At 70.2% G+C, this 12,874-nt stretch carries 9 protein-coding genes; 1 reads left to right on the top strand and 8 read right to left on the bottom strand.

Translation table 11 applies throughout. The annotated features are described in order from the left end of the window. Positions 1 to 52: 52 nt before the first annotated feature. From eno to ITJ55_RS10250, 8 genes are all read right to left on the bottom strand, one after another. Entirely contained in the window at positions 53 to 1,333 is a 1,281-nt protein-coding gene (eno, locus tag ITJ55_RS10285; RefSeq protein ID WP_194595268.1) for a phosphopyruvate hydratase, read from the bottom strand. Between the two features lie 101 nt (positions 1,334 to 1,434). Then, positions 1,435 to 2,676 (bottom strand): histidine--tRNA ligase, encoded by a 1,242-nt coding sequence (gene hisS, locus ITJ55_RS10280; RefSeq protein ID WP_194595267.1) that lies wholly within the window; start codon positions 2,674 to 2,676, stop codon positions 1,435 to 1,437. A 202-nt stretch (positions 2,677 to 2,878) separates the two neighbouring features. After that, positions 2,879 to 3,460: a TetR/AcrR family transcriptional regulator gene (locus ITJ55_RS10275; RefSeq protein WP_194595266.1), complete on the bottom strand. Its 582-nt coding sequence runs from the start codon at positions 3,458 to 3,460 to the stop codon at positions 2,879 to 2,881. Positions 3,461 to 3,805: 345 nt separating this feature from the next. After that, complete coding sequence (locus ITJ55_RS10270) at positions 3,806 to 4,705, bottom strand: MazG nucleotide pyrophosphohydrolase domain-containing protein (RefSeq protein WP_194595265.1); 900 nt, start codon at positions 4,703 to 4,705, stop codon at positions 3,806 to 3,808. Positions 4,706 to 4,707: 2 nt separating this feature from the next. Continuing rightward, positions 4,708 to 8,319, bottom strand: a complete 3,612-nt coding sequence (gene mfd / locus ITJ55_RS10265) for a transcription-repair coupling factor (protein WP_194595264.1) — start codon at positions 8,317 to 8,319, stop codon at positions 4,708 to 4,710. Between the two features lie 90 nt (positions 8,320 to 8,409). Next, positions 8,410 to 9,000, bottom strand: a complete 591-nt coding sequence (gene pth, locus ITJ55_RS10260; RefSeq protein WP_194595263.1) for an aminoacyl-tRNA hydrolase — start codon at positions 8,998 to 9,000, stop codon at positions 8,410 to 8,412. Positions 9,001 to 9,060: 60 nt separating this feature from the next. Further along, positions 9,061 to 9,696, bottom strand: a complete 636-nt coding sequence (locus tag ITJ55_RS10255) for a 50S ribosomal protein L25/general stress protein Ctc (RefSeq protein ID WP_194595262.1) — start codon at positions 9,694 to 9,696, stop codon at positions 9,061 to 9,063. Between the two features lie 276 nt (positions 9,697 to 9,972). Beyond that, positions 9,973 to 10,506: a gluconokinase gene (locus tag ITJ55_RS10250; protein WP_370544112.1), complete on the bottom strand. Its 534-nt coding sequence runs from the start codon at positions 10,504 to 10,506 to the stop codon at positions 9,973 to 9,975. Between the two features lie 143 nt (positions 10,507 to 10,649). Here ITJ55_RS10250 and gndA point away from each other — a divergent pair, with 143 nt between their 5' ends. Continuing rightward, positions 10,650 to 12,107, top strand: coding sequence for an NADP-dependent phosphogluconate dehydrogenase (gene gndA, locus ITJ55_RS10245; RefSeq protein ID WP_082486811.1), 1,458 nt, complete (start codon positions 10,650 to 10,652; stop codon positions 12,105 to 12,107). The last annotated feature ends 767 nt before the right edge of the window (positions 12,108 to 12,874 follow it).

The raw sequence follows: 12,874 nt of genomic DNA, 5'->3' as shown, positions 1-12,874 counted from the left end.
CGGAGGCCCGCCCCGCGCGAGCAGGACGGGCCCCGAGGAGGCGCGGGTGGCGTCAGGCGGAGAAGCGCGGGAACGCGCTGTACCCGGCGTACACGGCGGCGTCGCCCAGCTCTTCTTCGATGCGGAGGAGCTGGTTGTACTTGGCGACCCGCTCGCTGCGGGCGGGCGCGCCCGTCTTGATCTGGCCGGCGTCGGTCGCGACGGCGAGGTCGGCGATCGTCGTGTCTTCGGTCTCACCCGAGCGGTGCGAGAGCACCGTCGTGTAGCCGCTGCGCTGCGCGAGCGCCACGGCGTCGAGCGACTCGGTCAGCGTGCCGATCTGGTTGACCTTGACCAGGATCGAGTTGGCGGCACCGGCCTTGATGCCCCGGGCGAGACGCTCGGGGTTGGTGACGAACAGGTCGTCGCCGACGATCTGCGTCTTCGACCCGATCTCGCTCGTGAGGTGGGCCCAGCCCTCCCAGTCGTCTTCGTCGAGGGGGTCCTCGATGGTCACGAGGGGGTACGAGGCGACGAGGTCGGCGTAGTAGTTCGCGAGGAACGCCGAGTCGCGCTTCTCTCCCTCGAAGGTGTAGCTGCCGTCGGCGTAGAACTCGCTCGACGCCACGTCGAGGCCGAGGGCGAGGTCCCTGCCCGGGGTGAAACCGGCCTTGGTGATGGCTTCGACGAGCAGGTCGAGGGCGGCACGGTTGCTGTCGAGGTTCGGTGCGAAGCCGCCCTCGTCGCCCAGACCGGTCGACAGCCCCTTGGCCTTCAGCTCGCTCTTCAGGGCGTGGTACGTCTCGGCACCCCACTGCAGGGCCTCGGCGAACGACGACGCACCGACGGGGAGGATCATGAACTCTTGGATGTCGACGTTGCTGTCGGCGTGCGAGCCGCCGTTGATGACGTTGAGCATCGGCACCGGCAGGGTGTGGGCGTTGGGCCCGCCGATGTAACGGAAGAGGGGCAGGTCGGCCGAATCGGCCGCGGCCCGGGCGACGGCCAGCGAGACGCCGAGGATGGCGTTCGCCCCGAGGCGCTTCTTGTTGTCGGTGCCGTCGAGCTCGATCATGGCCTGGTCGATCAGGCGCTGGTCGGTGGCGTCGAGGCCCTCGACCTCGGGGCCGATCTCGTCGATGACGGCGGCGACGGCCTTGAGCACGCCCTTGCCGAGGTAACGGCTCTCGTCGCCGTCGCGCAGCTCGTAGGCCTCGAAGGCCCCGGTCGATGCACCAGAGGGGACGGCCGCACGCGACACCGTTCCGTCTTCGAGCAAGACCTCGACCTCGACGGTGGGGTTGCCCCGCGAGTCGAGGATTTCGCGGGCGCCTACGGCGTCGATTGCTGCCACTGGAGAGCTCCTTAGTAGTCGTTCGTCTGGGGACGCGAGGTCCGCTGACCAGCTTAGCCGCGCCTACTGCCCTGGTTCGTGGTGAGACGCCGCGGCGACGGTCAGCCGATCGTGCGGACCTCGAGGTCGGCGACCGATTCGCCGCCCCGCACCGTCACGAACCGGCCGAAGCCGGCGGCGGCCAGGCCGTCGAGCTGGTTCGTGAAGTTCTTAGCCCGCTTCTCGAGGCGGACGCGTCGCTCGCCGCCCGCGAGCAGTTCGCGTTGCAGGCCGAGCAACCGGGCGGGCTCGACCTTCTTGTCGTAGACCAGCGCGAGGCCCACGTCGTCGTCGGTCTCGAGCGTCACCAGGTCGACGAGGCGCTCGAAGCCCAGCGAGAAGCCGGCCGCGGGCACGTCGCTGCCGAGGAACCGCCCGATCATGCCGTCGTAGCGACCCCCGCCCCCCAGCGAGTACGGCACGTCGGGGTGGGCGATCTCGAAGATCGTGCCGGTGTAGTACCCCATGCCGCGGACGAGGGTCGGGTCGAACTCGAGGGTGGACCCGGGCAGGGCGTCGCGCAGGGCGACCAGGTCGGCGAAGGCCTCTCGGTCGAGCCAGGCGGGGGCGTCGCCCTCGCCGGTCCGCCACGAGGCACCCGCCAGGTCGGTCAGTGCCTCGGCGAGGCCGGCGGTGGTCACGCCCAGCTCGACGAGCTCGGCCACGACGCCCTCGACGCCGATCTTGTCGAGCTTGTCGACCACGATCAGGGCCGGGTCGGTCAGCGCCTCGGGCACGGACCAGTGCGCCAGCAGGGCGAGCAGGATGCGCCGGTCGTTCACCCGGATGGTCGTGCCGGTGAGCCCCAACGCGTCGAGCACGGAGGTCGTCGCCTGGATCAACTCGATCTCGGCGAGCGGACCCGCTTCGCCCAGCACGTCGATGTCGCACTGGACGAACTGGCGGTACCGCCCCTTCTGCGGACGCTCGGCCCGCCACACCGGCGCGATCTGCACGGACCGGAACACCGTGGGCAACTCGGCCCGGTGCGAGGCGTAGAACCGTGCGAGCGGCACCGTCAGGTCGAAGCGGAGGCCGAGGTCGGCGAGCCCGAGGACGCTCTCGGCCGACCGGAGGTCGTCGAGGTCGAGCCCCCGCTTCAGGACCGCGAAGACCTGCTTCTCGTTGTCGCCGCCGAGACCCGAATGGAGGCGCGAGCTCTCTTCGACGACGGGCGTCTCGATCTCGTCGAAGCCGTAGGACCGGTACACCCCACGAATGACCGAGAGGACGCCCTCTCGACGCCTCTTGTCGGCAGGGAGGTGGTCGCGCATGCCGCGCGGCGGGGTGACGGGATTCGGCATGGAGACATTCTCCCAGAGACGACCGACCCTGCACGCCCCTACCGGGTTGCAGGCATGTCACATTCTACGTTATGGTTCTTGTGGGTGGTCGGCACGAATCGGGTTGCGTGTCGGTCACACCTCGAGGCCCTCCCTTCCCTGCGGCGAGGGCCCGGGCCGGGCCGGGCGCACTGCGCTCGGCCCGGTTCCGTCTCGATCGAGGTCAGCCCTCCGTGACGTTCGTGACGAACGCCTCGACCGCGTGCTTGTAGGCGGCCGACGCACGACGACCCTCGCCCGAGACGATGGCGTCGTACTGCAGCCCGAACAAGGCGTCCACGAAGACACGGGCCCCGACCTTGGCTTCCGCCGGGGTCGAACCGTTCGCGGTCGCCCAGGCGGCGACGTGCTCGACCCAGCGCCCGACCGCCTTCTGCGCGGTGCCCCCCGTCTCGCCGGCGACGGTCTCGAGCAATGCGGCCTCGAGCTCGAGCCGGTGCAGGTCACGGCCACGCTCGGTGGAGACGTCGTGCCACACCTTCGAGAGGTGCTTCGAGAACGCCTCACGATCGAGTTCGGTGACCTCGACGGCGAGCAGTGCGTCGTTGCGGGCCACGACGGCGCGGACGATCTCCGCGATGAGCTCGGCGCGGTTGCCGAAGTGGTAGACGAAGACGTACGTGCTGACCCCGAGGGCCTCGGCCAGCGTACGGAACGACACGGTGGCGAGCGATCGACCGCGAAGGTGTTCGAGGATCTGCCCGAGGAGTTCGGGCTTGCGGGTGGGGTCGGGTTTGCGAGGCATGGTGCCGCTCCTTCGTGCAGACGAGTCGGACTCGCCCTGCGCGGTCGCCGTCGTCGTAGTGGACCATAACAGACGTCTGTCGTGGCCGACCGGCGGAACCGGAACGGCTCTCGCACCCTGCCCGAACGCCCCGTGCGGTACCCCGTGCGGCGCCTCGTCGGGCACCGCGGTGGGCACCCGTCCGGCAAACCGACATGTCTGCTTTTGACATGTCAACACGCGTCCTCTACATTGAGGACACCACTCGCACACCGGCCGGGTCGAAGCCCCCGCGCCTCGTAGGCCGGTGGTCGAGCGTCGGCTCGCCGCTCATTCGGGTTGAGCAGGCGACGCCGAGGTGCCCCCTCATTCGGGTTGAGGGGGCACCTGCTCGTTCGCGTCGACACGGTCGACGGCGATCACCTCGGTGACGGTCCCGTCGACCCGTGACAGTGCGGTGCCGGCACCGGCGCCGGCACCGGCGTCTGCTTCGTCGCGCCGGAGCGTGGTCTCGCGCTCGCGGACCGCAGCCCGCAGCGCGCGCTCGGCGTCGATGCCCCGATCGGTCGCCTCGTCGACCTGTGCGAGCAGCGCACGCCCCCACGCCAGCTCGGTCGCCGACGACGGCGCCGCCACCGACGCCGACGGCACCGCCGACGCCGACGCCGACGCCGACGGCACCGCCGACTGCGCTGCCGCCCCCTCGCCCTGGCCGCTCGACGGCCGGGCCGCACCGATCGCGGCCCGCTTCGAGTCGAGCTTCTGGGCCCGGGCGAGGGCCGGTTGCCCCGCGGGAACGCCGTCGTAGGCACTCGACCGACCGGCCTTCTCGCGCGCCTTGGCCGCCGAGTACAGCCGGACGATGTCGTCGAGGTCGGCGGTCTGGTCGGCTCCGAAGACGTGGGGGTGCCTTCGAACGGTCTTGTCGGTGACGTCGAGCACGACGTCACTCAGGTCGAACGAGCCCGAGGAGGCGCGCGCGGCGAGCGCGCTGTGCAAGACCACCTGGTAGAGAACGTCCCCGAGCTCTTCGCGCACGTCGCCCGGAGCTCCGTCCTCGATGGCCTCGACGAGCTCGGAGGTCTCTTCGACGAGGTAGGCCACGAGCGATTCGGGGGTCTGGGCCCGGTTCCAGGCGCAGCCGCCCTCGTCGGCGAGGAGGGCGTCGACCACGCCGACGAGCTCGTCGAGCGCGGCACCCGCCCCGGGCTCGAGACCGTCTCGCGCCTCCTGGCCCGACGGGCCCCGACCCCGGTCGACCGACACCGTCAGCTCGCCGCCGCCGTGTCGGTCGCAGGCCGGGCGACCGGTGCGGAGTAGATCGCCGACAACAGCTGCTCGACCCAGACGATCAGCTCGTCGTCGGTCGGCGCCTGGCCGTGCGACCGGGGCAGCGGGACGCTGACGGCGTTGGCCTGGGCGAACCAGCGCGCGCCCGGGTACATGCGCTGCAGCCGCACCTGCATGCTGTCGGGCAGGTCGATGCCCGCGACCCTCAGGTTGCTGCCCATCACCACGACCTCGCTGAGCCCGGCCTTCTGGGCGGCGCGTCGCAGACGCGACACCTCGATCAGGGCCAGGACGGGGGCCGGGGGCTCGCCGTACCGGTCGGTGAGCTCGTCGAGGACGGCGTCGATCTGGTCGTCGGTCGACGTTGGCGAACTCGCCGTCGAGAGCTTCTGGTAGGCCTCGAGACGCAGGCGCTCGCTCTCGACGTACTCTTCGGGCACGTGGGCGTCGACCGGCAGTTCGAGCCGCAGCTCGGTCTGCCCCTCGGCCACGTCACCACGGAACGAGCTGACGGCCTCGCCGATCATGCGCAGGTAGAGGTCGAAGCCGACGCCGGCGATGTGACCGGACTGCTCGCCACCGAGCAGGTTGCCTGCCCCGCGGATCTCGAGGTCTTTCAGGGCCACCTGCATGCCCGCACCGAGTTCGTTGTTCGCCGCGATGGTCTCGAGCCGGTCTTGGGCCGTCTCGCTGAGGGGCTTGTCGGCGTCGTAGAGGAAGTACGCGTAGCCGCGCTCGCGACCGCGACCGACGCGACCGCGCAGCTGGTGCAGCTGGCTCAGACCGTACTTGTCGGCCCGGTCGATGATCAGCGTGTTGGCGTTCGCGATGTCGAGGCCGGTCTCGATGATGGTGGTCGAGACGAGGACGTCGAACTTGCGCTCCCAGAAGTCGACCATGACCTGCTCGAGCGTCGACTCGGCCATCTGGCCGTGCGCGACGGCGACACGGGCCTCGGGCACGAGCTCGGCGATCTGAGCGGCGACGCGGTTGATGCTCGACACCCGGTTGTGGACGTAGAACACCTGCCCCTCGCGCAGCAGTTCGCGTCGGATCGCGGCAGCCTTCTGGCGGTCGCTCTCGGGGCCGACGAACGTGAGGATCGGGTGCCGGTCTTCGGGCGGCGTGGCGAGCGTCGACATCTCGCGGATGCCCGTGACGGCCATCTCGAGCGACCTCGGGATCGGCGTCGCCGACATGGCGAGGATGTCGACGTTGGTCTTGAGCTTCTTCAAGGCGTCTTTGTGCTCGACGCCGAAGCGTTGCTCTTCGTCGATGATGACCAGGCCGACGTCTTTGTACGAGATGCCCTCGCTGAGCAGCCGGTGCGTGCCGATCACCATGTCGACGGTGCCGTCGCCCAGACCCGCGATCGTCTCTTTCGACTCTTTCGCGGTCTGGAACCGGCTCAGGCTGCGCAGGTGCACCGGGAACCCGGCGAACCGGTCGCTGAAGGTGTCGAAGTGCTGCTTGACCAGCAGGGTCGTCGGCACGAGCATGACGACCTGCTTGCCGTCTTGGATCGCCTTGAAGGCCGCCCGGACGGCGACCTCGGTCTTGCCGTAGCCCACGTCGCCCGAGAGCAGGCGGTCCATCGGGATCGGCCGCTCCATGTCGGCCTTGATCTCGTCGATGGTCGTGAGCTGGTCGGGCGTCTCGGCGAACGGGAAGGCCTCTTCGAGCTCGCGCTGCCACGGGGTGTCGGGTGGGAAGGCGTGACCCTTGCTCGCCATCCGGGCGGAGTAGAGCTTGACGAGCTCGACGGCGATGTCGCGGACGGCCTTTCGGGCCTTGCCCTTGGCGGCCGCCCAGTCGCCGCCGCCCATCTTGCTGAGCGACGGCGCCTCGCCGCCGACGTAGCGGCTGAGCAGGTCGAGCTGGTCGGTCGGCACGTACAGCTTGTCGCCCGGGTAGCCGCGTTTCGAGGGCGCGTACTCGAGGACGAGGTACTCGCGCGAGTGCTTGACGGCGTTCTTGCCACCGCTCGACACCTCGCGGCTGGTCAGCTCGAGGAACTTGCCGATGCCGTGGGTGGAGTGCACCACGACGTCACCCGGCTTGAGCTGCAACGGGTCGACGACGTTCTTGCGTCGGGTCGCGAGCTTCTTGACCTGACGGGAGTCGTAGTTCGCCGAGCGCCCGTAGAAGTCGGATTCGCCGAGGACGGCGATCTTGGACGCGATCAGCTCGAACCCGGCCTCGACCCCGCCTGCCACGAGGTGCACGACCCCGGGTTCGAGGGTCTCGGGCAGGTCGTCTTCGAGGCGGGCAGCGACCTCGCGCTCGGCGAGGACGTCGCGCGCCCGTTCGACGAGGCCGATGCCCCGGGCCGTGACGACGACGCTCCACCCGTCGCGGACGCGCTCGACGACGTGCTCGAGCGCTCCCTCGGCGTGGCCGCTGAAGCTCGGCACGACGGCGGCGTCGACGCGCACGTAGTCGCCGGCCGAGGCAACCGCCTCGTCGTCCGAGAGCACCTCGCCCGAGTCGAAGCCGCTCATCGTGAACCAGGCCCGGTCGCCCGCGGCCTCTCGAAGGTCGCGCAGGCTGAGGAAGTCACCCGAGTCGAGGTCGATCGGGGCCTCGGCCCCGGCCGTGGCGGCGTTCCAGGCGGCGGAGAGGAACTCGCGGTTGGTCTCGGCGAGGCTCTGCGCCCGCGACACGACGCGCTCGGGAGACAGCACCGCGATGGAGGCGCCCGCCGGCAGGTAGTGCGTCACCGGCACCAGCCGGTGGACGAGGGCCGGTGCCAGGCTCTCCATGCCCTCGACCGGGATGCCCTCGGCGATCTTCGCGAGCATCTGCGACAGGCTCGGGAACTCGTGCTGCATCTCGCGGGCGCGCTGTCGCACGGCCTCGGTCAGCAACATCTCGCGGCTCGGCGGCAACTCGACCGAGGTGACCTCGCCGTCGAGGCTGCGCTGGTCGGCGACCGAGAAGCGTCGGATCTGGTCGACCTCGTCACCGAAGAAGTCGACGCGGACCGGGTGCTCTGCCGTGGGCGGGAAGACGTCGAGGATGCCACCGCGGACGGCGAACTCGCCTCGGCGGGTCACCATGTCGACCCGGGCGTACGCCAGATCGACCAGGCGCACGGCGATGCCCGACAGGTCGTGACCCCTCTCACCGACGGTGAGCTGGACCGGGTCGAGCTCGGCCAGGTTGTCGCTGAGGGGCTGGAGGGCGGCCCGGACTCCGGCCACGACGACGATCGGACGGACGGTCTCGGGTGAGGCGGCCGCCTCGACCTGCCAGGTCGCGAGACGTCGGAGGGCATGGATGCGCCGACCGACGGTCTCGGCGCTCGGGCTGAGGCGTTCGTGCGGCAGGGTCTCCCACGCGGGGAACTCGATGATCTCGGCCTCGGGCAGGTAGCTGGCGAGAGAACCTCGCACCGCCTCGGACTCGCGACCGGTCGCCGTCACGACGAGCATGGCCTGCGGCCCCTCGCGACGATCGAGCAGACCTGCCAGCAGCGGCACGCGGAGGCCGTCGACCACCGAGAAGTCGGTGCTGCGTGCGGCCCGGTCGAGGGCGCCGGAGAACGTGGAGGCGCGCGAGAGCGCCTTGATCAAGCCCGCGAGTATCACCCGCACGATGTTACGCGGCACCACCGACACCGTGGCCGGGGTTCGCTGACGGCGACACCCGGCGACGGCCCGTCGAGGTGAGGGGTCTGCTCAGCTCTTGGCGGTGTGGAACTTGAGCTGCGCCGCCGTCAGCCCGTCGGTGGCGATCATCTCGACCGCGTCGGCTGCGTCGCCGATCAGGAACGGTAGCTCTTTGCGTTCGGTGGAAGAGAAGTCCTTGAGGACGAAGTCGGCGGCGGGCTGGCGGCCGGGGGGACGGCCGATGCCGACCCGCACCCGGGTGAACTCGTTCGAGCTGGTCGCGGCGATGATGTCGCGGATGCCGTTGTGACCACCGTGGCCGCCGCCGTGCTTCAGCCGGACGACGTCGAAGTCGATGTCGAGCTCGTCGTGGACGACGATCAGCCGCGAGACGTCGAGGTCGTAGTAGCGCAGCAACGCCTGCGTCGGGCCGCCCGAGACGTTCATGAAGGTGGCGGGCTTGGCCAGCACGAAGCGAGGGCCGCCGGGGGCGGTGCGCCCCTCGGCGACCGTCGCGTTCGTGCGGTGGTTCTTGAAGCCGGCGGAGAGACGGTCGGCCAGTTCGGCCAGCACCATCTGCCCGACGTTGTGCCTGTTGCCGGCGTAGCCGGGCCCGGGGTTGCCGAGCCCGACCACGAGCCACTGGTCGTCGAGTGCCATCGTCGTGGTCGTCGTTCTCTCAGTGGGTCTGCGCCGGCAGGGTGTTCGGGGTGTGCCGAGTTACTCGGAGCGCTCTTCGTCCTCGATGGACTCGACGTCGCCCTCGGCCTCGGCGGCTTCGCCGTCCTCGTCCGAGACGGCGTCGGTCGTGAGGTCGAGCTGGGGCACCGAGACGGCGAGCACGAGGGTCTCGGGCTCGCTGACCAGGGTCGCGCCCTTGGGCAGCATGAGGTCGGCGGCGGAGACCTGCGCGCCCTCTTCGAGGCCCTCGATCGAGACGACGACGTTCTGGGGGATGTGCGTGGCCTCGACCTCGAGCTCGACGACGTTGAGCTCGACGACGTGGATCGTGCCGGGAGCCGACTCGCCCTCGATGTGCACGGGGACCTGGACGGTCACCTTCTCGCCCTGGCGGACGACGATGAGGTCGATGTGCTCGATGGTCTGCTTGACCGGGTCGCGCTGGATGTCCTTCACGAGGGCGAGCTGGTTCGTGCCCTCGATGTCGAGCGTGATGACGGCGTTGGCACGACGCGTGATGAGCATCGTCTCATGGCCGGGCAGAGTGACGTGCTGGGGGTCGGTGCCGTGGCCGTAGATGACCGCGGGGATCTGGTCCTTCGCGCGGATCTTGCGGGCAGCGCCCTTGCCGAAGCTGGTGCGCACGAGGGCGCTGAGGGTGTTCTGGTCGGACATGTCGTCTCCTTGCAGGGGCCCGCGAGGGCCCGGGGTGTGTGGTCGGTGTCAACTCGAACGCGAATCGCGTGAGGAAGGACCCGCAACCCGAGGGGCGCCGCCCGAAGGACGACCACCGCTGCACGAGTGGTGCCTGAGCACCGAGCGCCTGCCTACCGCGTCGATCACGGGTGCCGGAGCACCCCTCGCCGAGGTTCAGCTGCCCAGGTTACACGTCGGCCGGGCGTGTCGCCAACCCGCGCCTCCTGGGCTCGACCGCCCGCGAGGGCGCCCCGGTCAGTGCTCGAGCTCGCCGCGCCGCACGGCCCGGAGGTGGGCCACGACGGCCGCGACGACGTCGTCGGGCCCGGGCCGGACGTCGACCTCGAACCCGGCCTCGTCGTCGGTCAACGGCTCGAGGGTCGCGAACTGCGACTCCATCAGGCCCGCGGGCATGAAGTGCCCCTTTCGCTCTCGCTGCCGGCGCGCGACGAGGTCGCGGACGCCCGTCAGGTGGACGAACCGGAGGCGCGGGTCGCCCTCGCGCAGGACGTCGCGGTACGCCTTCTTCAGCGACGAGCACGCCACCACGACCGAGTCGTCGCCCGCCGCGGCGATGCGGTCGGCGACGATGCGCAACCACGGCCAGCGGTCGTCATCGTCGAGCGGGTGCCCCTCGGCCATCTTGAGCCGGTTGGCCTCGGGGTGCAGGTCGTCCGCGTCGACGAAGGGCACGCCCAGGGTCTCGGACAAGAGTTCGCCCACGGTCGACTTGCCCGAGCCGGACACCCCCATCACGACGACGGGTGGGAAAGGGGCTTCTTCGGTCACGGGGTCCTCGGGTCGTCTCGGGGCGGGTCGCGGTGCGGGCGGGCGTCCCTCCGACCCTACCCAGGACCCCCGACGCCCCACCTGGACGGTCGTCGGGCCGGGCGGCATATGGTCGGTCCGTTCCCTACCGACAAGGAGGCACCGTGGCTGAACACGGAGGACCACAGGCAAACATCGGAGTCGTCGGCCTGGCCGTCATGGGCTCGAACCTGGCACGCAACCTGGCCAGCCGCGAGGGCAACACCGTCGCGGTCTACAACCGCTCGCCCGAGCGCACCGACACCCTGATGGACGAGCACGGCGACGCGGGCTTCATCCCGTCGAAGTCGATCGAGGACTTCGCGGCCTCACTGCAGAAGCCGCGGACCGCGATCATCATGGTGCAGGCCGGACGCGGCACCGACGCCGTGATCGACCAGCTCGCCGACGCGTTCGACGAGGGCGACATCATCGTCGACGGCGGCAACGCGAACTTCCAGGACACCCGTCGCCGCGAGGCCGCCCTCAAGGAGCGCGGCCTCAACTTCGTCGGGGCCGGCATCTCGGGCGGTGAAGAGGGTGCGCTGAAGGGCCCGTCGATCATGCCCGGCGGCTCGAAGGAGGCCTACGAGACGCTCGGCCCGATCCTGGCGTCGATCGCCGCGGTCGCCGAGGGCGAGCCCTGCGTGACGCACGTCGGTGCCGACGGCGCAGGTCACTTCGTCAAGATGATCCACAACGGCATCGAGTACGCCGACATGCAGTTGATCGCCGAGTCGTACGACCTGCTGCGTCGGGTCGGTGGCCACGAGCCCGCCGCCATCGCCTCGGTCTTCGAGGAGTGGAACAAGGGCGAGCTCGAGTCGTACCTGATCGAGATCACGGCCGAGGTGCTCCGTCAGACCGACGCCAAGACCGGCGGACCGCTCGTCGACTCGATCGTCGACCAGGCCGGCTCGAAGGGCACCGGGGTGTGGACGGTGCAGAACAGCGTCGGACTGGGCGTGCCCGTCGGCGGCATCGCCGAGGCCGTCTTCGCCCGCGCCGTGTCGTCGAAGCCGACCCAGCGCGCAGCCGTGCAGAAGACCCTCGAAGGTCGACCCGAGATCCAGGAGGCCGGTGACGGCTTCGAGGACGACGTGCAGAAGGCGCTCTACGCCTCGAAGATCGTGGCCTACGCCCAAGGCTTCGACGCGATCATCGCCGGCGCCGACGAGTACGACTGGGACATCGACAAGGGCGCCATCGCCAAGATCTGGCGGGGCGGCTGCATCATCCGCGCGCAGTTCCTCAACCGCATCGTCGACGCCTACGAGAAGGACGCGACGATCGCGACCCTGCTCGAGGACGACTACTTCGCGGCGGCGGTCCGCGACGGCGAGGACGCCTGGCGTCGCATCGTCGCCAAGGCGGCGCTCTCGGGCATCCCCGTCCCCGGGTTCGCCTCGGCGCTGTCGTACTACGACTCGCTCGCGTCCGAACGTCTGCCCGCCTCGCTCATCCAGGGTCAGCGCGACTTCTTCGGAGCACACACCTACCAGCGCGTCGACGACGAGGGCACGTTCCACACCCTGTGGTCCGGGGACCGCTCCGAGATCGAGACGGAGCCGTCGACCCACTGACGCACTCCCCCGGAGCGCTCGCCGCGCCTCCCGGGTCCCGACGGGCGCGCCCGTCGACGTGCCGCCCTCGGGCGGTCCATGTCGGCGAGCGCGCCCGTTCGACGTGGCTCTGCTCTGCTCTGCTCGGCTCTGCTCTGCTCTGCTCTGCTCTGCTCTGCTCTGCTCTGCTCTGCTCTGCTCTGCTCTGCTCTGCTCTGCTCTGCTCTGGCGTGTTGTGCCACGACGGCGGCAACTCAGGAGAACGGTGGTCAGAACGGCTCGTAGGAGGCGCGAGGCAGCACATTTCCTGACTTGCCGACCGCAGGGGGCAGGCTGCGCCGGCGGGAGCACGACCGGACGGGTGCAAGTGCAGCGCACACGTGCACACGTTCCGTTGCCCGTCGCCGCGCCCCGCACGGCGGCAACTCAGGAAAACGGTGGTCAGAACGGCTCGTAGGAGGCGCGAGGCAGCAGATCTCCTGACTTACCGACCGCAGGGGGCAGGCTGCGCCCGCGGGAGCACGACCGGACGGGTTGCAAGTGTGGCGGACACCTGCGCACGCTCCGCTGCCCGTCGCAGCGCCCGCACGGCGGCAACTCAGGAGAACGGCGGTCAGAACGGCTCGCAGGAGGCGCGAGGCAGCAGATCTCCTGACTTACCGACCTCCAGGGGCAGGTGAGGCCGAGGAAACAGCGATCGGGTAGAAAACGGGCCGGGCGGGAGCGAGGCCAGGCGGATGGAGAGTGGACGACGACGCGTGCCCGTGCGGCTGACACCGAGCCGGGCC

The sequence above is a fragment of the Frigoribacterium sp. VKM Ac-1396 genome, assembly GCF_015350895.1.
Taxonomy (GTDB): domain Bacteria; phylum Actinomycetota; class Actinomycetes; order Actinomycetales; family Microbacteriaceae; genus Frigoribacterium.
Note: the sequence above shows the minus strand (reverse complement) of the source record. Positions and strands in the feature narration are given on the sequence as shown.